This is a genomic window from Enterobacter sp. DNB-S2 (assembly GCF_019443845.1).
GTDB classification, from domain to species: domain Bacteria; phylum Pseudomonadota; class Gammaproteobacteria; order Enterobacterales; family Enterobacteriaceae; genus Enterobacter; species Enterobacter asburiae_B.
In genome coordinates, this window is sequence record NZ_CP050520.1 from 4,332,155 (window position 1) to 4,350,598 (window position 18,444).

Sequence of the window (18,444 nt, forward strand, 5' to 3'; positions counted from 1 at the left end):
CATGCCTTATAAAAAGTAGCGATCGCGGAAGGTCAACAGCGCCTTTTCAAAACAGCTAAACGGCGGGTGAACGATGCCCGCCCCAATCATGCCGATGCCCGCCTCTTTATGAGCAATGGCGGTGTTAATCACCGGCAGAATGCCGCTGCCCGCGACTTTGGTGATGTCGATAGCGGTCGGAATGCCCATAAACGAGAGCAGCGGAATGGTGACGTTCGGGTTTTCGCCGAGGGTGATTTCGCGCATCTGGCGGGAAAAGTCGATGGCTTCCTCCACCGTGCCGCCCACCAGCGCAACGATTGCCGGGGCCGTCGCCATCGCAAAGCCGCCAATGCCGTAGGTTTCGGTGATGGCGCTGTCGCCGATGTCCAGCCCGGAGTCTTCCGGCTTATAGCCCGCGAACATCGGGCCAATTACCTGCTGCGCCTGGCCGGTGAACCACTGCCCCGGCAGGCCGGAAACGCGCAGGCCAAACTCGTATCCGTTACGCGCCATGGTGGTGACGACGGTGCTGTACTCAATGCCGTGAGCGGCGTCCAGCGCGGCCTTACACATCGCCATCCACGTCGGGCCGGAGAAGTAGTCGCTGCTGGCGACAAACTCGAACACCTCGCGCTGCTGCTCCACCGGGTAGCCCGCCTGAATCAGCCCCGGCGTCAGCGCCTGGATCAGCAGCGTGGTGCCCGCGTTGTTGCGGTTGTGGCACTCGTCGCCCATGTGCAGCGCCTGGGCCAGCATCAGGCGCAGGTCGATTTCGCCGACGATCTTCATCGCGTCGCGCAGCATCGGGCCGAGCACGTCGCGCATCCAGTTCAGGCGGTCGATCACGCTCTGGTCGTTGGCCCCCATGCGCAGGATCTTCGCCATCTGCTCGCTGAGGTTGGTGAACGCGCGGTTGCCGTAGGTTTTGTTCTCCACGATGTGCATAAACATCGACGCGGAGGTGACGCCCGCCATCGAGCCCACGCAGTCGTGCTCGTGGCACGGCGAGAAGGTAATTTCTCCGGAGGCGGCGAGCCTTGCCGCATCGTCCAGATCTTTCGCCAGCCCTTCAAACACCAGCGCCCCGGTGACCGCCCCCTTCATCGCCCCGCACATGTTCTCCCAGGCGACAGGCGGACCGGCGTGCAGAATGGTGGTGCGGGTCATGCCCGGCACAACGTTAATGGCCTGGTCATAGCCCACCAGCACCGGATGAGACTGAATAATGCGCTCAAGGGCGATTTGGTTAGCGGCGGCGATTTTCTCCGCCAGCGGTTTTTCCGCCAGCCGATCGAGCGCTTCAACGACCTGCATATTGCCCCGCCCCGGCGGCGTCCAGTCGAGCTGGGTGACGGGAACGTGCTGTTTTTTGAGATCGTCGCTGAACATCGCAATGCCGACGTTAATCACGTTCAGCGGCTGGTTGAATAAGGTCGTCATTATGCTTTCTCCCCTTTGCAGACAAATTCGCGTGCCAGTAATCCGGTGTTGGTGCTGCTGCTGGCCCAGATGACGCCTGCGTCGGTCAGCAGCTGGCACTGCTGCGCCAGCGACTGCGGATCCTGGTCGGTGCCGAGCACGTAGCCGAGAATTTCCAGCGGACGGTTATCGGCCTTCGCGATGGCCTGCGCCTCTTTAATGGCGTCGATCATTACGCCGACCGGATCCTCGTGCGCGCCGAAGCCCAGCACGAAGTCCATCACAATTACCCCGACTTCCGGGTCGCGGGCTTCCTGCAGCAGGCGGCTGATGCGGTTGGTCGGGTCGATCATCGGGTGCGGCTTGCCGTTGGTGAAATCGTCGTCGCCAAAGTCGAGGAAGGTATGGGCTTTACTGACGCTTATGTCGCTCAGGCGCTTAGCCGGATCCGGCTGGATGTTGCTGTAGACGTCGTCGAATTTCGCAAGCGCCGCGAACATCGCCTCGTCGCACAGGGTGCCGCCGCAGAACAGGCCGCGAATGTACTTCTGCTGCCGGGTCAGGCGGGCGCGCACCTCTTCAATCAATGGCCAGTTGAGCGGATGCAGATCGAGGGACTCTTTCTTGATGCCGGTGAGCAGGACCGCCTTCAGGGCCGCCTCTTTGGTGCCGCGCGCAAACTGCAGGCCGTCTTCATCGGCGGGCGGTTCGCTGCGGCCGAGGAAACAAACAACCACGGGCTTGCGGCAGGCGCGCGCGCGGGCCAGCACTTTTTCCGCTACGGCTGGCGCTGGCGGCTTAGAGATCAGCGCGATAACCAGGGTGTCCTCGTCGGCTTCCAGCATGTCGATGGCGTCGAGCATCATCAGGCCGCCAATTTTCTCGCTGAGATCGCGCCCGCCGGTACCGATCAGCTGCGACACGCCGCCGCCGAATTCGTGAATGCGCACGCTCAGCTCCTGGCTGCCGGTGCCGGAGGCGCCGACGATGCCAATCGGTCCGCGGCGCACCGCGTTGGCGAAGCACAATCCCGCGCCGTTGATGATGGCGGTGCCGCAGTCCGGCCCCATCATCAGCAGCCCTTTCTTATGCGCCAGCTGCTTCAGCGCCAGCTCGTCGTCGAGCGACACGTTATCGGAAAACAGCATCACGTTGAGATCGTTTTCCAGCGCCTGGCGCGCTTCGCGGGCGGCGAAGGTGCCGTTGACGGAAATCACCGCGAGGTTGCTCTCCGGGCGATGGGTTTTGGCGCTGGCAATCGTGGCGTAGCGCGCTTCATGGGTGCCGCCGCTCTCTTTACGCGTGAACAGCGCTTCGATGGCCGCCAGGGTTTCATCATTCGCCGCGTCGCCTTTTATTACGATCATCAGGTCGCCGTTTTTGGCTTCCGCTAATTCCGGCGTTAATAGCCCGAGGTTTTTTAATACGCCTTTGTTCATTTCCGTCGCCATCGCGACAAACGCCTGCTCGACGCCCGGTAATTTATTGGCCTTGGTGGAAACGGACATTAATGAGACGGAGTCAAAATATGTGTTCTTTTTTATGACGATTTTTGTGGGCATTATTTTCTCCTGAACGCGGATAAAAGGGGGCCGCCGTCGTGCAAAATGCACGTCGGTAAAAATGCTTTTTAAATTAACGGCCAGCCGGACGCGGCTGACCGAATGCGTTATGCGCCCGCCGCCAGCAGCAGGTCAGCTATCGCATCGAAGCCTTTGTCCCGCGCCAGCTCGAGCGGGGTTTTGCCGTATTTATCGGTCATGTGCGGGTTCGCGCCGTGATCCAACAGCAGCTTGACGATCTCCTGCTGCTTCGCACCGCCGTCGTTAAGCACGATCGCTTCCAGCAGCGGCGTCCAGCCGACAAAGTTGGTGTGGTTGACGTTGATATCCGTTTTCTCCAGCAGCTCGCGCACGATCTCCACGTGCCCTTTTTCGCTGGCAGGGGTAATGCCCACGCCGCCAAAGCGCGTCAGGCGATCGAGATCCGGATTTGCAGGAAGGACAAGGCGCAGCAGGGTGATATCGTTGGTCAGGCAGCTAATCAGGAAAGGGTTAAAGCAGGTCTGATCCTGTTTATCAATATCCGCCCCGGCGGCAATTAATAACGCCACGCAGTCATAATGTTTTTTCAGGCTGGCAATAATAACGGCGGTTCTTTTCTGTCGATTGGTGGCGTTAATATCCACGCCTTTCTCCAGACAGGCTTTTAGCGCATCGCTATTGCCCTCTTCTGCCGCCAGCAGAAATTCAGTAACGAGTTCGTTCGCAGACATATTCAGACTCCCGATGTTTTTATTTCTGTTGACCTGAGAATAGCAACAGCCTGGTGATAAAAGAATCCGCTTAAAAATGATTCATCGACAGTCAATTCATTGTTGAGGTAAATTCAATAAACTGGTTAAAACGTGCGTCTGTGCAACCTTTTTCTTATGTTTCTCCGCTTTTTAGCGCTTCTGGCTGCATTATGCTTATGCCTGACGAAGCCTTACTGCGTGCGGCTTTCGACAAAGAGTCAGAACTGTGATCGGCTTCAAATGCGTTGTAACGACGCTGTTAAAATATGTTCAAAACTGATGGCTGAAGGGAGTGAGATATGAATTCCATCTTTACCGAGGAAAACCTGCTGGCCTTTACTACCGCCGCACGCTTCGGCAGCTTCAGCAAAGCCGCCGCCGAACTGGGCGTGACGACATCTGCCATCAGCTACACCATTAAGCGCATGGAGACCGGGCTGGACGTGGTGCTGTTCGTCCGCAGCACGCGCAGCATCGAGCTGACCGAGTCCGGGTTTTACTTTTACCGTAAGGCCACCGACCTGCTGAACGACTTTCACGCCATCAAGCGCGGGATTGATACCATTTCTCAGGGCATTGAGGCGCGGGTGCGCATCTGTATCAACCAGCTTTTGTATACCCCACGCCACACGGCGCGGCTGCTGCAGGTGCTGAAAAAGCAGTTTCCCACCTGTCAGATCACCGTGACCACCGAGGTCTACAACGGCGTCTGGGACTCCATTATCAACAACCAGGCCAACATCGCGATTGGCGCGCCGGACACGCTGCTGGACGGCGGCGGGATTGATTACACAGAGATCGGCGCCATTCGCTGGGTGTTTGCCATCGCGCCGGAACACCCGCTGGCATTCACCCCGGAACCAATAGCGGAAAGCCAGCTGCGCCTGTATCCCAACATCATGGTGGAAGATACCGCGCACACCATTAACAAAAAGGTTGGCTGGCTGCTGCACGGGCAGGAGGCAATTCTGGTCCCGGACTTTAACACCAAATGTCAGTGTCAGATCCTGGGCGAAGGGATTGGTTTTTTGCCGGAATACATGGTCCGCGAGGCGGTAGACGCGGGGCTGCTGGTCACCCGACGGATTAACAACCCGCGTCAGGACTCGCGCATGCTGCTCGCCACGCAGCATGCCGCAACCGGCCAGGTCACGCGGTGGATCAAGCAGCAGTTTGGTCCGGCGGGGGTACTGACCGATATCTATAGCGATTTACTGTGGCGCGCCTAGCTTTTGCTCTGTACCCAAAACGCGTGAATGAGGCCGGGGAAGTAGCCCAGCAGCGTCAGAAGAATGTTGATAATAAACGCCCAGCCAAATCCTTTACCCAACAGCACGCCCAGCGGCGGTATAAGGATCGTAAAAACAATACGCCAAAATCCCATATAAACACTCCGTTCAATCTAATCCATTGAAAATAATAAAGAGAACGCTGTAAGCATAGCCAGTTTATTCGTCTGTACCAGTTCCGGGCCTCGCGTTTACCCTCTTTTACGCTTTTGACGCTGGTTTAATGCATCGGATTAGTTTAGCATTCACTTAATTAAGAAAACCCTAAACTATTATGACCGAACTCGAACAGCTTCAGGCCAGCGCCGGGCAGGCCGCCACACTTTTAAAAGCGATGAGCAACCCGCGTCGGCTGCTGATCCTCTGCACCCTGTGCGGAGCGCCCGGCACCAGCGCGGGGGAGCTTGCGCGAGCCACGGGGCTAAGTCCTTCCGCCACGTCGCAGCATCTGGCGCGCATGCGTGAGGAAGGGCTTATCGACAGCACCCGCGACGCGCAGCGCATTCTCTATTCCATTAAAAACGATGCGGTACATCAGCTTATCAGCACCCTGAAAACCCTTTATTGTCCGTAAGGAGCCGCCATGTCACTTCCTCTTCTTTCACCGCGCCAGGCCAATGCCCGCGTCGCTGAAGGCGCAAAACTGATTGATATTCGTGATGCCGACGAGTATGCCCGCGAGCATATTCCCGCCGCGCGGTCCGTGCCGCTGGATACCTTACCCGGCGCACTTAACGCGCTGGCGGGCGATACGGTGATTTTTCACTGCCAGTCCGGCGCCCGGACGTCGGGGAATGCCGAGCGCCTTGCTCAGGCCGCCGCGCCCGCAGAGGCATTTGTGGTCGAGGGGGGGATTCAGGGCTGGAAGCAGGCGGGGCTGCCAACAGTTGAAGACAAATCCCAGCCGCTGCCGCTGATGCGTCAGGTGCAAATTGCCGCCGGGCTGTTGATACTCTGCGGCGTGGTGCTGGGCTATAGCGTCTCCAGCGGCTTTTTCCTGCTCAGCGGTTTTGTCGGAGCCGGGCTGCTGTTCGCCGGTGTGACGGGCTTTTGCGGCATGGCGCGACTGCTCAAGGTGATGCCATGGAACCGGCGTACCTCATAAGCAGTAATCGGTGAAATACGCTGTACCCGGCGTCATGCGTGGGCTAAGGTGAAGATCGCTAAAACGATGAGGAGGTAATATGTTTTCTGTCGGTGATTATGTGCAACCGCGTAAAGGCGGCCCGAAACTGAAAGTGCTCGAAGTGAACGGTGACAGCATTGTGGCGGTCCAGGCCAGCAATGAGCAAGGCGAGAAATATACGCTGAAAGCCGCCGACGTGGCGCCTTATACCGAAGAAGGCGATTTCGGCGTCTGCTGAACAGTCAGCCGGGCGGCGTGTTCCGCCCGGCTCATCCGTTAGATCAGAAAATCATCCAGTGATTTACCGTCTGCCAGCGCGCTGGCGATAGGCTTCGGCGTACGGCCCTGGCCGGTCCACGTTTTCTCTTCGCCGTTCTGGTCAATAAAGCGATATTTTGCTTCACGCGGCTTACGCTTTTTCGCTGGCTTACCCGCCTGCGCCAGTTCAGAACCCAGCAGGTCAGTCGGGGAAATACCATCGGCTTTCATCCGCTCCAGCAGGGCATTAATTTTTTCCTGCTGCTCAGCACGCTGCTGCTCTAATTCCGTCAGCTCGCTGCGTTTCTCTTCAGTAACGACCCTGACCTTTTCCAGCATTTCCTCAAGAACGTCCAGGGATAATTCACGCGCCATAGCGCGCAGGGTTCGGATATTATTAAGATTCTGTAACGTCAAAGACATATTATTTGAAAACCTTTTCTTTGGGGGATAAATAGATAAATCGCCGACAGAATAATTCATTTGAGTTGAAATATCTACCCAAGGGTCCGTACGGGCATCAGCGTTAATATATTTAGAACTCGCTGTTAATAATAGCGCAAGGCGCTGACAGGACACCGGTGAATCCAATCACCACATTAATATAAATAGCCAACTTTAATCCAAACCACAGCATACTCCACCGCTATCAGGTGGGGATTCCTGCTTCTCGCCACCCACAAAAACAAGCTGTTGATTTTAATATAAAAACTCTCAAACGAGACAGATTATAACGATCGGAACAAAAAACGAACAACTTTAGAGAATTTTGTGGACAAAAGGCGATTAAATAAAAATTAATCACTAGTTGTTAGTTCAAACACAGAGATATACGCTATACACGCCAAACAAACCAACCTAAAGCACTAACCGCTGAAGGAAAATCGTTTCTTTTGTGTTCTTCTCAAGGAGTTCAGACATGTTCTCGCCGCAATCTCGCCTGCGCCACGCGGTGGCGGATACTTTCGCGATGGTTGTTTACTGTTCCGTCGTGAACATGCTGATCGAAATATTCCTCTCCGGAATGTCCTTCGAGCAGTCGCTTTCTTCTCGTCTGGTGGCGATCCCGGTCAATATTATTATTGCATGGCCTTATGGTTTATACCGCGATGCGGTAATGCGTTTCGCGCGTCGTATCAGTCCTGCAGGCTGGGTGAAAAACCTGGCGGACGTTCTGGCGTATGTGACGTTCCAGTCGCCGGTTTACGTAGCCATTCTCCTGACAGTCGGTGCAGACTGGCACCAGATCGCTGCGGCGGTGAGTTCGAATATTGTTATTTCGATGTTGATGGGAGCCGTTTACGGCTATTTCCTCGACTACTGCCGCCGCCTGTTTAAGGTCAGCCAGTACAGCCAGGCAAAAGCGTGATGTGAAGCGACTGGCGCACGCCAGTCGCGGATTTACTGTACGTCGCCAAACAGTCCCTTCAAAAATCGCTCCAGCGCCATACGCGAACTGAAACCGTGCGGAATACCATAATGCTCATGCCGTTCACCGCCTAAATAGAGCGGAAATTGCTGATAATGATCGCAGGTTTTAATATCCGAGGCAGGCTCAGCAAATGACAGACTTCTGTCTTTCAGCGTCGGGTGAATAATGAGAGCGGTACGTCCCATTCTTGCTTCGCGATTAACATAAACATAATTCTCGCCGCGGCGATATCCATACGCTTTTGGCGTCACCTCATCCATGGTGAATCCCTCTTTTTCAAGAACGCGTGCCACCTCGTCAGGTCGTAAATACATATCTTTTCCTCGTTATCTTTTCCTGCCCGGCAACCTTACAGTATTCAGCAATAGCAGGGCTTTCAGAATAGTCCATAAACTGCCGGATAACGCGTGATGCGCTTCAGATATTAAATTTCTGAACTAAACTGAACGGGAACACAAAATTACGGAGGATCGTATGTTTAACAGACCGAACCGAAACGATATTAACGACGACGCTCAGGATATTCGTAATGATGTCAGCCAATTAGCGGACACGCTGGAAGAGGTGCTGAAGTCCTGGGGAAGTGACGCGAAGGACGAAGCGGATGCCGCAAAGCGTAAGGCTCAGTCTATGCTCCGTGAAACCCGCGCCCGTATGAACGGACGTTCACGCGCCACGCAGGCTGCCTGCGACATGGCAAGCTGTGCTACGACCTTCGTGCGTGAAAAACCGCTATGTACTCTGGGAACCGTCGCGGCGGTCGGCATCTTCATCGGTGCCCTTCTCAGCCTGCGTAAATAATCCCGCGTATTCTGCCCCGGTAGCCTCAGGCGCCGGGGCATTTTTATGCCCGTTAGCCTGAAAAACCCGTACAGCCTGCCCTGCCCCGCTGTGCTCATCACAGGGGCGATATCAATCTAAATTTCCCATATCTTGTATGGTTGAAACTTAAGACATCTACATCTAGTATTCCTTTAGCAAGATACACACAACCCGACGCGATGATTCGCGCCGTACCCTCATTTTAAATGGAAATACGAATCATGAGCATTATTATTTACACTCGTAACGATTGTGTTCAGTGCCACGCGACCAAACGGGCAATGGAAAGCCGTGGCGTGGCGTTTGAAATGGTGAATGTTGACCAGGTCCCCGAGGCCGCAGATACCCTGCGCAAGCAGGGTTTTCGTCAGCTTCCGGTGGTGGTCGCCGGGGAAACAAGCTGGTCTGGCTTCCGCCCGGACATGATTAACCGCCTGAGCGCTCAGGCCGCCCGGGCATGAGTGGGCTGGTTTTCTTCTCCAGCAGCTCGGAAAACACGCTCCGCTTTATTGAGCGCGTCGGGCTGCCTGCGGTGCGCATTCCGCTGAACGAGCGGGAGCGGATCCGGGTAGAGGAACCGTACATTCTGGTGGTGCCCAGCTATGGCGGCGGCGGTACGGCAGGAGCCGTGCCTCGCCAGGTGATCCGCTTTCTGAACGATCCTCATAACCGCGGGCTAATCCGCGGCGTGATCGCGGCGGGGAATCGCAATTTCGGCGATGCCTTCGGCCGCGCCGGGGATGTCATTTCTCAAAAATGCGGCGTGCCGTATCTCTATCGTTTTGAGCTGATGGGGACACAGCAGGACGTCGAAAACGTGCGTAAAGGAGTGAACAAATTTTGGCAACGACAACCGCAGAACGGGTGATTCAGGCGACACCGGATTACCACGCATTAAACGCCATGCTTAACCTCTACGATCGGGAGGGGCGCATTCAGTTCGATAAAGATCGTGAGGCGGTGGACGCCTTTTTTGCCGCTCACGTGCGGCCCAACAGCGTGACGTTTGCAAGCCAGAATGAACGCCTCGACTATCTGGTTAACGAGGGCTACTACGACGCGCGCGTGCTCACCCGCTACGACCGCGCCTTTGTGGTGAAGCTGTTCGAGCGCGCCCACGCCAGCGGCTTTCGTTTCCAGACCTTCCTCGGCGCGTGGAAGTACTACACCAGCTACACCCTGAAGACCTTTGACGGTAAACGCTACTTAGAGAGCTTTGAAGATCGCGTGGCGATGGTGGCGCTGACCCTGGCGCAGGGTGATGAAGCGCTGGCGGAGCAGCTCGCCGACGAGATCCTTTCCGGACGCTTCCAGCCCGCCACGCCGACCTTCCTCAACTGCGGCAAAGCCCAGCGCGGCGAGCTGGTCTCCTGCTTCCTGCTGCGTATCGAAGACAATATGGAGTCGATTGGCCGCGCGGTGAACTCGGCGCTGCAGCTTTCCAAACGCGGCGGCGGCGTGGCGTTTCTGCTCTCTAACCTGCGTGAAGCGGGCGCGCCGATCAAGCGCATCGAAAACCAGTCCTCCGGCGTGATCCCGGTGATGAAGATGCTGGAAGATGCCTTCTCCTATGCCAACCAGCTTGGCGCGCGTCAGGGCGCGGGCGCGGTTTACCTGCATGCGCATCATCCGGACATTCTGCGTTTTCTTGATACCAAACGCGAAAACGCCGACGAAAAAATTCGCATCAAAACCCTGTCGCTCGGCGTGGTGATCCCGGATATCGCCTTTAAGCTGGCTAAGGATAATGCCGAGATGGCGCTCTTCTCGCCATACGACATCGAGCGTATTTACGGCAAAGCGTTTGGCGACGTGGCCATCAGCGAACTTTATGACGAACTGGTGGCCGACGATCGCATTCGCAAAAAAAACATCAACGCCCGCGATTTCTTCCAGCGGCTGGCGGAGATCCAGTTTGAGTCCGGCTATCCGTACATCATGTATGAGGATACGGTGAACCGCGCGAACCCGATTGCCGGGCGTATCAACATGAGCAACCTGTGCTCGGAGATTTTGCAGGTCAACAGCGCGTCAGCCTACGACGAGAACCTGGACTACGCGGACATCGGCAAGGATATCTCCTGCAACCTCGGGTCGCTGAATATTGCCCACACCATGGATTCCCCCGACTTTGGCCGCACGGTGGAGACCGCCATTCGCGGGCTGACGGCGGTATCGGACATGAGCCACATCCGCAGCGTGCCGTCTATTGAAGCGGGCAACGCCGCATCGCACGCCATCGGGCTGGGGCAGATGAACCTGCACGGCTATCTGGCGCGGGAAGGCATCGCCTACGGCAGCCCGGAAGGGCTGGATTTCACCAACCTCTATTTCTACACCATTACCTGGCACGCGCTGCACACCTCGATGATGCTGGCGCGCGAGCGCAACCAGCGGTTCGCGGGCTTTGAGCAGTCCCGCTACGCCAGCGGGGAATATTTCAGCCAGTATCTGGAAGGCGACTGGCAGCCGAAAACCGAAAAAGTGCGCGAACTGTTTGCCCGCGCGGGGATTAACCTGCCGACGCGCGAGATGTGGCAGCAGCTGCGAGACGAGGTGATGCGCTACGGCATTTATAACCAGAACCTACAGGCCGTCCCGCCGACCGGATCGATTTCCTACATCAACCACGCCACGTCGAGCATTCACCCGATCGTGTCGAAAATTGAAATTCGTAAGGAAGGCAAAACCGGGCGCGTTTACTACCCTGCCCCGTTTATGACCAATGAGAACCTGGCGCTGTATCAGGACGCGTATGAGATCGGCCCGGAGAAAATCATCGATACCTACGCGGAGGCGACAAAACATGTGGATCAGGGGCTGTCGCTGACGCTGTTCTTCCCGGACACCGCCACCACGCGGGATATCAACAGAGCGCAAATCTACGCCTGGAAGAAAGGCATCAAAACGCTCTACTACATTCGCCTGCGCCAGCTTGCGCTGGAAGGCACCGAAATCGAAGGCTGCGTGTCCTGCGCGCTGTAAGGAGAAAGGATGAAACTGTCACGCGTGAGTGCCGTTAACTGGAACAAAATCCAGGACGATAAAGACCTGGAGGTATGGAACCGCCTGACCAGCAACTTCTGGCTGCCGGAAAAGGTTCCGCTCTCCAACGATATTCCGGCCTGGCAAACGCTCGGCCACGCCGAACAGCAGCTGACGATCCGCGTCTTTACTGGCCTGACGCTGCTGGACACCATTCAGAATACCGTCGGTGCACCGGCTCTGATGAGCGACGCGCTGACGCCGCACGAAGAGGCGGTGATGTCGAACATCAGCTTTATGGAGGCGGTGCATGCCCGCTCCTACAGCTCTATTTTCTCGACCCTGTGCCAGACCAAAGACGTGGACGCGGCCTACGCCTGGAGTGAAGAGAGCGAGTCACTACAGAGAAAGGCGGAGCTGGTTCTGGAATATTACCGCGCCGACGAGCCGCTGAAGAAGAAGATCGCCAGCGTGTTCCTGGAATCTTTTCTCTTCTATTCCGGCTTCTGGCTGCCCATGTACTGGTCGAGCCGGGGCAAGCTCACCAACACCGCCGATTTGATTCGGCTCATCATTCGCGATGAAGCGGTGCACGGGTATTACATTGGCTATAAGTATCAGAAAGGGCTGGAGAAAATCAGCGAGGCGAAGCGCGAGGAGCTTAAAGGCTTTGCGCTCGATTTGCTGATGGATCTGTACGACAACGAGCTGAGCTATACGGAGGAACTCTACGCCGGCACCGGCTGGGAGGACGACGTGAAGGCCTTCCTCTGCTACAACGCCAACAAGGCGCTGATGAACCTGGGCTACGACGCGCTTTTCCCGCCGGAGATGGCGGAGGTGAACCCGGCGATTCTGGCCGCGCTGTCGCCCAATGCCGACGAAAACCACGATTTCTTCTCGGGATCGGGCTCATCGTATGTGATGGGCAAAGCGGTGGAGACGGAAGATGAGGACTGGGATTTTTAATGTATGAATTAACGTTCATTAATTAAATATACATCTCATTATTTCCATACCAATATTTCACCAGGCACTACACTGTAATTTCCTCGTCATATTCGCCTGAATCATACCGATTCAGGCGAAATTTCCCGATGCAGCAGCAAAAAATTGAGAAAAAATCAATTCGCTCTCAGCCCTTTACTCATGGGAAATTCAGCCGTTTCGCTTGCGTCAAAATTCCGACTTCAGGCCACCTCAGGGTTGTCTCAGATTCTCAGTATGTTAGGGTTATGCCCGTTAACAATTTACCATGGTAATCATATCGACATAAACTAATAACAGGACACTCTCTATTGCATGGCAATTAAATTAGAAGTGAAAAATCTTTATAAAGTATTTGGCGAGCATCCGCAGCGCGCATTCAAATATATTGAGAAAGGCCTTTCGAAAGAGCAAATTCTGGAAAAAACCGGGCTATCGCTTGGCGTGAAAAACGCCAGTCTGGCCATTGAAGAAGGCGAGATTTTTGTCATCATGGGGTTATCCGGTTCGGGTAAATCCACTATGGTTCGCCTTCTCAATCGCCTGATTGAACCCACCCGCGGGCAGGTGCTGATTGACGGCGTGGATATCGCCAGAATATCAGACGCAGAGCTTCGCGAGGTGCGCAGAAAGAAGATTGCGATGGTGTTTCAGTCATTCGCGCTGATGCCGCATTTGACGGTGCTGGATAATGCCGCCTTCGGCATGGAATTAGCCGGTACGCCGGCTCAGGAACGTCAGGAAAAAGCCCTTGATGCGCTGCGTCAGGTCGGGCTGGAAAATTATGCCCACGCGTATCCGGATGAACTTTCCGGCGGTATGCGTCAGCGTGTAGGATTAGCCCGCGCGTTAGCCATTAATCCAGACATATTATTAATGGATGAAGCCTTCTCGGCGCTCGATCCGTTAATTCGCACCGAGATGCAGGATGAGCTGGTAAAATTACAGGCTAAACATCAACGTACCATTGTCTTTATTTCCCACGACCTCGATGAAGCCATGCGTATTGGCGACCGTATTGCCATTATGCAAAACGGTGAAGTCGTGCAGGTGGGAACACCGGATGAAATTCTCAATAATCCGGCGAATGATTATGTCCGCACCTTCTTCCGCGGCGTGGATATTAGCCAGGTGTTTAGCGCCAAAGATATTGCCCGTCGAACCCCGAACGGCATTATCCGTAAAACGCCAGGCTTCGGCCCGCGCTCGGCGCTGAAGCTGCTGCAGGATGAAGACCGTGAATACGGTTATCTGGTTGAACGCGGCAATAAATTTGTCGGCGTTGTCTCCATCGACTCCCTGAAAACGGCTCTCACTGAGAACCAGGGAATCGATGCGGCGTTAATTGACGCTCCGCTTGCCGTGGACGCCGAAACGCCGCTCAGCGAGTTGCTTTCTCACGTGGGCCAGGCGCCGTGCGCCGTACCGGTCGTGGGTGAGGAACAACAGTACGTCGGCATCATCTCAAAAAGGATGCTGCTGCAGGCTTTAGATCGCGAGGGGGCAAACAATGACCGATCAATCTAACCCGTGGGGCGCCACTGAGGCAGCGGACAGCGCTGCGCAATCCACCGACGCGTGGGGTTCCACGCCCGCTCCTGCCGATGGCAGCGGCGCGGCAGACTGGCTCAACAGCGCACCCGTGCCTGCGCCAGAACACTTCAACATCATGGATCCGTTCCATAAAACGCTGATCCCGCTGGACAGCTGGGTTACGGAAGGGATCGACTGGGTGGTCACCCACTTCCGTCCGGTCTTCCAGGGGATCCGCGTCCCGGTGGATTACATCCTGAACGGCTTCCAGCAGCTGATGCTGGGCATGCCGGCGCCGGTGGCGATTATCCTGTTCTCCCTGATCGCCTGGCAGTTCGGTAGCGCGGGCATGGGGGTCGCCACGCTGATCTCTCTGATCGCTATCGGCGCGATTGGCGCGTGGTCGCAGGCGATGATCACCCTGGCGCTGGTGCTGACCGCTCTGCTCTTTTGCATTGTCATCGGCCTGCCGATGGGGATCTGGCTGGCGCGCAGCCCGCGGGCAGCGAAGATAATTCGCCCGCTGCTGGATGCGATGCAGACTACCCCGGCGTTCGTCTATCTGGTGCCTATCGTGATGCTGTTCGGCATCGGCAACGTGCCGGGGGTGGTAGTGACCATTATCTTCGCCCTGCCGCCGATTATTCGTCTGACCATTCTGGGGATTAACCAGGTACCTGCGGACCTGATCGAAGCGTCACGCTCGTTCGGCGCCAGTCCGCGCCAGATGCTGTTTAAGGTTCAGCTTCCGCTGGCTATGCCGACCATCATGGCGGGCGTTAACCAGACGCTGATGCTGGCCCTGTCGATGGTGGTCATTGCCTCGATGATCGCCGTTGGCGGACTGGGTCAGATGGTGCTGCGCGGCATTGGCCGTCTCGATATGGGGCTGGCAACCGTCGGCGGCGTCGGCATTGTGATCCTCGCCATTATCCTTGACCGCCTGACTCAGGCCGTCGGTCGTGATTCACGCAGTCGCGGCAACCGTCGCTGGTATACCACCGGCCCTGTCGGGTTACTGACCCGTCCATTTACAAAATAAGGAACAACGATGCGACATAACGTACTTTTTGCCACAGCGTTTGCCACCCTTGTCTCCACCAGCGCGTTTGCGGCTGACCTGCCTGGCAAAGGCATTACCGTACAGCCGGTGCAGAGCACCATTTCGGAAGAGAGCTTCCAGACCCTGATCGTCAGCCGCGCGCTAGAGAAGCTGGGCTACACGGTTAACACGCCGAGCGAAGTGGACTACAACGTAGGCTACACGTCGATTGCCTCCGGTGACGCCACCTTTACCGCGGTGAACTGGCAGCCGCTGCACGACGACATGTATGCCGCCGCCGGTGGCGACAAGAAATTCTATCGCGAAGGGACCTTCGTGACGGGCGCAGCGCAGGGGTATCTGATCGACAAAAAAACCGCCGATAAGTACCACATCACCAACATTGAACAGCTGAAAGATCCGAAGATCGCCAGGCTGTTCGACACCAACGGTGACGGCAAGGCCGACATGATGGGCTGCTCGCCGGGCTGGGGCTGTGAAGCGGTAATTAACCACCAGAACAAAGCTTTCGATCTGGCGAAAACGGTCGACGTAAGCCACGGCAACTACTCCGCGATGATGGCCGACACCATTGCCCGCTTCAAAGAGGGGAAACCGGTGATCTACTACACCTGGACGCCGTACTGGGTAAGCGACGTGCTGAAGCCGGGTAAAGACGTGGTGTGGCTGCAGGTGCCGTTCTCCTCCCTGCCGGGCGAGCAGAAAGATATCGACACCAAGCTGCCGAACGGCATGAACTACGGCTTCCCGGTGAATACCATGCACATCGTGGCTAATAAAGCCTGGGCGGAGAAAAACCCGGCGGCGGCGAAGCTGTTCTCGGTGATGAAGCTGCCGCTGGCGGACATCAATGCCCAGAACGCAATGATGCATGCGGGCAAATCGTCTGAAGCGGATGTGAAAGGCCACGTCGACGGCTGGATCAAAGCCCACCAGCAGCAGTTTGACGGCTGGGTGAAAGAGGCGCTTGCTGCGCAGAAGTAAAAACAAAACCCTACCCCTCACCCTAACCCTCTCCCAGAGGGAGAGGGGACGATGACCTCCCTCTCCCCTTGGGAGAGGGCCGGGGTGAGGGGATCAAACCGCACAATCCACCTAAACCGCACAATACATCACCCAACAATCCCCCCACTTTCACAATGATTAGCTATTATGGTTTCCGGAAAAATAATCACTCAACTAACGATTCCTGAAACTAATGACAAAAACAGCTCAAGGGCTTAGCCCCGCACTCATCCTTTTAATGTCCGTGGCAACGGGTCTGGCGGTCGCCAGCAACTATTACGCACAACCCCTTCTCGACACCATCGCCCGCGCGTTCAATCTCTCCGCCAGCTCCGCAGGCTTTATCGTTACCGCAGCACAGCTGGGCTATGCCGCCGGGCTGCTGTTCCTGGTGCCGCTCGGCGATATGTTTGAACGCCGAATGCTGATCGTCTCCATGACCCTGCTGGCCGCCGGTGGGATGCTGATCACCGCCAGCAGCCAGTCGCTGACGATGATGATCGTCGGAACCGCGCTTACGGGGCTGTTCTCCGTGGTGGCGCAAATCCTGGTCCCGCTCGCCGCGACCCTCGCCTCCCCGGAAAAACGCGGCAAGGTGGTGGGCACCATCATGAGCGGCCTGCTGCTGGGGATTTTGCTGGCGCGTACCGTTGCCGGGCTGCTGGCAAGCCTCGGCGGCTGGCGCACCGTATACTGGGTGGCGAGCGTGCTGATGGTCGTTATGGCGCTGGCGCTGTGGCGCGGGCTGCCAAAGGTGAAGCAGGAAAACCACCTGAACTATCCTCAGCTGCTGGCCTCCGTTTTCAGCCTGTTTACGCAGGACAAGCTTCTGCGCACCCGCGCCCTACTGGGCTGTTTCACCTTCGCTAACTTCAGCATTCTCTGGACGTCAATGGCGTTTCTGCTGGCCGCGCCGCCGTTCAATTATTCCGAAGGGGTGATTGGCCTGTTCGGCCTGGCCGGTGCCGCAGGCGCGCTGGGCGCGCGCCCCGCTGGCGGGCTGGCCGACAAGGGCAAATCCCACCTGACCACCTCAGCAGGGCTGGTTTTACTTCTGCTCTCCTGGGCGGCGATCTGGTACGGACACATCTCGGTGCTGGCGCTGATTGTCGGTATCCTGGTGCTCGATCTCACCGTTCAGGGCGTTCACATTACCAATCAGACCGTCATCTATCGCGTGAAGCCAGAGGCGCGTAACCGCCTGACGGCAGGATACATGACCAGCTACTTCATCGGCGGCGCGGCGGGTTCACTCATTTCAGCGTCGGCGTGGCAGCATGCGGGCTGGTCGGGGGTATGCGCGATCGGGGCCATCGTCGCCACTCTCAACCTGCTAGTATGGTGGCGCGGTTATCACCGCCAGGATGCAATTAACTAACATTTACATTGAGTTGGCCTCTTAGGGTGTTAAGAGGCCCTTCACTCTGTTAATGTAAACGTAATCATTTATCCCAGAAATTTTAATGTGGGTGACATATTTACAATCGGCATGAATAGTTCAGACCCCCGTCCTCACATCCTCTCTTCAGCGGGTTCACACCCAACGCTTTCTGTGCTCACCGGGTCACGGACTTACCCGGCGCTTTCTGATGGTGACATAAGTTTGGCGGATATAACCGCACAAATAATTCATTTACATTATTTGTCACTATCGTTACTATATCGGCTGTAATTAATGAGGTTATGCCCAAATGGATAGTTCGTTTACGCCCATTGAACAAATGCTTAAATTCCGCGCCAGTCGCCATGAGGACTTCCCGTATCAGGAAATCCTGCTGACTCGCCTGTGCATGCACATGCAGGGTAAGCTACTGGAAAACCGTAATAAAATGCTGAAAGCTCAAGGGATTAACGAGACGTTGTTTATGGCGTTGATTACGCTGGAGTCTCAGGAAAATCATAGCATTCAGCCTTCCGAACTGAGCTGCGCGCTGGGCTCCTCCCGTACCAATGCGACCCGTATTGCCGATGAACTCGAAAAGCGCGGCTGGATTGAGCGCCGTGAAAGCGACAACGATCGCCGCTGCCTGCATCTGCAACTGACCGATAAAGGTCACCAGTTCCTGCGCGAGGTGCTGCCACCTCAGCACAATTGCCTGCACAAACTCTGGTCTGTCCTCAGCACCGCCGAGCGCGACCAGCTTGAGCACATCACTCGCAAGCTGCTCACCCGTCTGGACCAGATGGATGAAGACGGCGCCGTTCTTGAGGCGCTGCGCTAACGCGACGACACGCTCACCATTCCAG

The 18,444-nt window shown here is 56.3% G+C and carries 21 protein-coding genes; 15 read left to right on the plus strand and 6 right to left on the minus strand.

Annotated elements, in window-relative coordinates; translation table 11 throughout:
- Positions 1-6: 6 nt before the first annotated feature.
- The 3 genes from HB664_RS20870 to HB664_RS20880 all read right to left on the minus strand — a co-directional run bounded on the left by HB664_RS20870 (position 7) and on the right by HB664_RS20880 (position 3,676).
- Positions 7-1,422: a DUF1116 domain-containing protein gene (locus tag HB664_RS20870; RefSeq protein WP_219940159.1), complete on the minus strand. Its 1,416-nt coding sequence runs from the start codon at positions 1,420-1,422 to the stop codon at positions 7-9.
- On the minus strand, positions 1,422-2,963 hold the full coding sequence (fdrA, locus tag HB664_RS20875; protein ID WP_219940160.1) for an acyl-CoA synthetase FdrA: 1,542 nt from the start codon (positions 2,961-2,963) through the stop codon (positions 1,422-1,424). The genes HB664_RS20870 and fdrA overlap by 1 nt, the downstream gene beginning before the upstream one ends.
- Positions 2,964-3,070: 107 nt before the next feature.
- The gene (locus tag HB664_RS20880; RefSeq protein ID WP_219940161.1) at positions 3,071-3,676 is read right to left on the minus strand and encodes an ankyrin repeat domain-containing protein; all 606 of its coding nucleotides are present in this window, start codon (positions 3,674-3,676) and stop codon (positions 3,071-3,073) included.
- Positions 3,677-3,996: 320 nt separating this feature from the next.
- On the opposite strand from HB664_RS20880, the gene HB664_RS20885 reads away from it, so the two are divergent.
- Positions 3,997-4,926: a LysR substrate-binding domain-containing protein gene (locus HB664_RS20885; RefSeq protein ID WP_033146353.1), complete on the plus strand. Its 930-nt coding sequence runs from the start codon at positions 3,997-3,999 to the stop codon at positions 4,924-4,926.
- Here the strand turns inward: HB664_RS20885 and HB664_RS20890 are convergent.
- A complete protein-coding gene (locus HB664_RS20890; protein WP_023308917.1) occupies positions 4,923-5,081 on the minus strand; it encodes a YqaE/Pmp3 family membrane protein in 159 nt (52 codons plus the stop codon). The two genes, HB664_RS20885 and HB664_RS20890, sit on opposite strands and share 4 nt — an antisense overlap.
- 179 nt (positions 5,082-5,260) lie before the next feature.
- Here HB664_RS20890 and HB664_RS20895 point away from each other — a divergent pair, with 179 nt between their 5' ends.
- From HB664_RS20895 to HB664_RS20905, 3 genes are all read left to right on the plus strand, one after another.
- On the plus strand, positions 5,261-5,560 hold the full coding sequence (locus HB664_RS20895) for a helix-turn-helix transcriptional regulator (protein WP_029742056.1): 300 nt from the start codon (positions 5,261-5,263) through the stop codon (positions 5,558-5,560).
- Positions 5,561-5,569: 9 nt separating this feature from the next.
- Positions 5,570-6,091, plus strand: coding sequence for a rhodanese family protein (locus HB664_RS20900; protein WP_039263418.1), 522 nt, complete (start codon positions 5,570-5,572; stop codon positions 6,089-6,091).
- A gap of 79 nt (positions 6,092-6,170) precedes the next feature.
- The gene (locus HB664_RS20905; protein ID WP_023308920.1) at positions 6,171-6,350 is read left to right on the plus strand and encodes a hypothetical protein; all 180 of its coding nucleotides are present in this window, start codon (positions 6,171-6,173) and stop codon (positions 6,348-6,350) included.
- Positions 6,351-6,388: 38 nt separating this feature from the next.
- Here the strand turns inward: HB664_RS20905 and stpA are convergent, their stop codons facing one another.
- Positions 6,389-6,793: a DNA-binding protein StpA gene (gene stpA, locus HB664_RS20910; protein WP_033146355.1), complete on the minus strand. Its 405-nt coding sequence runs from the start codon at positions 6,791-6,793 to the stop codon at positions 6,389-6,391.
- A gap of 496 nt (positions 6,794-7,289) precedes the next feature.
- On the opposite strand from stpA, the gene alaE reads away from it, so the two are divergent.
- Positions 7,290-7,739, plus strand: coding sequence for an L-alanine exporter AlaE (alaE, locus tag HB664_RS20915; protein ID WP_008502567.1), 450 nt, complete (start codon positions 7,290-7,292; stop codon positions 7,737-7,739).
- 32 nt (positions 7,740-7,771) lie between these two features.
- Here alaE and HB664_RS20920 read toward each other — a convergent pair whose 3' ends face one another.
- A complete protein-coding gene (locus tag HB664_RS20920) occupies positions 7,772-8,116 on the minus strand; it encodes a DUF2002 family protein (RefSeq protein ID WP_023308923.1) in 345 nt (114 codons plus the stop codon).
- Between the two features lie 160 nt (positions 8,117-8,276).
- On the opposite strand from HB664_RS20920, the gene HB664_RS20925 reads away from it, so the two are divergent.
- The 10 genes from HB664_RS20925 (at position 8,277) to mprA (ending at position 18,419) form a co-directional block, all read left to right on the plus strand.
- Positions 8,277-8,603: a DUF883 domain-containing protein gene (locus HB664_RS20925; protein WP_219940162.1), complete on the plus strand. Its 327-nt coding sequence runs from the start codon at positions 8,277-8,279 to the stop codon at positions 8,601-8,603.
- A gap of 242 nt (positions 8,604-8,845) precedes the next feature.
- Positions 8,846-9,085, plus strand: a complete 240-nt coding sequence (gene nrdH / locus HB664_RS20930) for a glutaredoxin-like protein NrdH (protein ID WP_045889183.1) — start codon at positions 8,846-8,848, stop codon at positions 9,083-9,085.
- Positions 9,082-9,492, plus strand: coding sequence for a class Ib ribonucleoside-diphosphate reductase assembly flavoprotein NrdI (gene nrdI, locus HB664_RS20935; RefSeq protein ID WP_219940163.1), 411 nt, complete (start codon positions 9,082-9,084; stop codon positions 9,490-9,492). The genes nrdH and nrdI overlap by 4 nt, the downstream gene beginning before the upstream one ends.
- Positions 9,465-11,609, plus strand: a complete 2,145-nt coding sequence (nrdE, locus tag HB664_RS20940; RefSeq protein ID WP_196355021.1) for a class 1b ribonucleoside-diphosphate reductase subunit alpha — start codon at positions 9,465-9,467, stop codon at positions 11,607-11,609. The genes nrdI and nrdE overlap by 28 nt, the downstream gene beginning before the upstream one ends.
- Positions 11,610-11,618: 9 nt before the next feature.
- On the plus strand, positions 11,619-12,578 hold the full coding sequence (nrdF, locus tag HB664_RS20945) for a class 1b ribonucleoside-diphosphate reductase subunit beta (RefSeq protein ID WP_048979798.1): 960 nt from the start codon (positions 11,619-11,621) through the stop codon (positions 12,576-12,578).
- A gap of 333 nt (positions 12,579-12,911) precedes the next feature.
- Complete coding sequence (gene proV / locus HB664_RS20950; RefSeq protein ID WP_219940164.1) at positions 12,912-14,123, plus strand: glycine betaine/L-proline ABC transporter ATP-binding protein ProV; 1,212 nt, start codon at positions 12,912-12,914, stop codon at positions 14,121-14,123.
- Entirely contained in the window at positions 14,107-15,171 is a 1,065-nt protein-coding gene (proW, locus tag HB664_RS20955; protein ID WP_219940165.1) for a glycine betaine/L-proline ABC transporter permease ProW, read from the plus strand. Before proV ends, proW begins: the two co-directional genes overlap by 17 nt.
- A gap of 9 nt (positions 15,172-15,180) precedes the next feature.
- Positions 15,181-16,176 carry a glycine betaine/L-proline ABC transporter substrate-binding protein ProX gene (gene proX / locus HB664_RS20960; protein ID WP_045260894.1) on the plus strand — a complete coding sequence of 332 codons (996 nt, stop codon included), beginning with the start codon at positions 15,181-15,183 and terminating at the stop codon, positions 16,174-16,176.
- A gap of 214 nt (positions 16,177-16,390) precedes the next feature.
- The gene (locus HB664_RS20965) at positions 16,391-17,575 is read left to right on the plus strand and encodes an MFS transporter (protein ID WP_039263411.1); all 1,185 of its coding nucleotides are present in this window, start codon (positions 16,391-16,393) and stop codon (positions 17,573-17,575) included.
- A 313-nt stretch (positions 17,576-17,888) separates the two neighbouring features.
- Positions 17,889-18,419 carry a transcriptional repressor MprA gene (gene mprA, locus HB664_RS20970; protein ID WP_023333174.1) on the plus strand — a complete coding sequence of 177 codons (531 nt, stop codon included), beginning with the start codon at positions 17,889-17,891 and terminating at the stop codon, positions 18,417-18,419.
- Positions 18,420-18,444 lie beyond the last annotated feature (25 nt).

Bases quoted from the DNA above. Each gene is read 5' to 3' on its own strand.
- HB664_RS20870 (WP_219940159.1), bottom strand. From the start codon at position 1,422: ATGACGACCTTATTCAACCAGCCGCTGAACGTGATTAACGTCGGCATT.
- fdrA (WP_219940160.1), bottom strand. From the start codon at position 2,963: ATGCCCACAAAAATCGTCATAAAAAAGAACACATATTTTGACTCCGTC.
- HB664_RS20880 (WP_219940161.1), bottom strand. From the start codon at position 3,676: ATGTCTGCGAACGAACTCGTTACTGAATTTCTGCTGGCGGCAGAAGAG.
- HB664_RS20885 (WP_033146353.1), top strand. From the start codon at position 3,997: ATGAATTCCATCTTTACCGAGGAAAACCTGCTGGCCTTTACTACCGCC.
- HB664_RS20890 (WP_023308917.1), bottom strand. From the start codon at position 5,081: ATGGGATTTTGGCGTATTGTTTTTACGATCCTTATACCGCCGCTGGGC.
- HB664_RS20895 (WP_029742056.1), top strand. From the start codon at position 5,261: ATGACCGAACTCGAACAGCTTCAGGCCAGCGCCGGGCAGGCCGCCACA.
- HB664_RS20900 (WP_039263418.1), top strand. From the start codon at position 5,570: ATGTCACTTCCTCTTCTTTCACCGCGCCAGGCCAATGCCCGCGTCGCT.
- HB664_RS20905 (WP_023308920.1), top strand. From the start codon at position 6,171: ATGTTTTCTGTCGGTGATTATGTGCAACCGCGTAAAGGCGGCCCGAAA.
- stpA (WP_033146355.1), bottom strand. From the start codon at position 6,793: ATGTCTTTGACGTTACAGAATCTTAATAATATCCGAACCCTGCGCGCT.
- alaE (WP_008502567.1), top strand. From the start codon at position 7,290: ATGTTCTCGCCGCAATCTCGCCTGCGCCACGCGGTGGCGGATACTTTC.
- HB664_RS20920 (WP_023308923.1), bottom strand. From the start codon at position 8,116: ATGTATTTACGACCTGACGAGGTGGCACGCGTTCTTGAAAAAGAGGGA.
- HB664_RS20925 (WP_219940162.1), top strand. From the start codon at position 8,277: ATGTTTAACAGACCGAACCGAAACGATATTAACGACGACGCTCAGGAT.
- nrdH (WP_045889183.1), top strand. From the start codon at position 8,846: ATGAGCATTATTATTTACACTCGTAACGATTGTGTTCAGTGCCACGCG.
- nrdI (WP_219940163.1), top strand. From the start codon at position 9,082: ATGAGTGGGCTGGTTTTCTTCTCCAGCAGCTCGGAAAACACGCTCCGC.
- nrdF (WP_048979798.1), top strand. From the start codon at position 11,619: ATGAAACTGTCACGCGTGAGTGCCGTTAACTGGAACAAAATCCAGGAC.
- proV (WP_219940164.1), top strand. From the start codon at position 12,912: ATGGCAATTAAATTAGAAGTGAAAAATCTTTATAAAGTATTTGGCGAG.
- proW (WP_219940165.1), top strand. From the start codon at position 14,107: ATGACCGATCAATCTAACCCGTGGGGCGCCACTGAGGCAGCGGACAGC.
- proX (WP_045260894.1), top strand. From the start codon at position 15,181: ATGCGACATAACGTACTTTTTGCCACAGCGTTTGCCACCCTTGTCTCC.
- HB664_RS20965 (WP_039263411.1), top strand. From the start codon at position 16,391: ATGACAAAAACAGCTCAAGGGCTTAGCCCCGCACTCATCCTTTTAATG.
- mprA (WP_023333174.1), top strand. From the start codon at position 17,889: ATGGATAGTTCGTTTACGCCCATTGAACAAATGCTTAAATTCCGCGCC.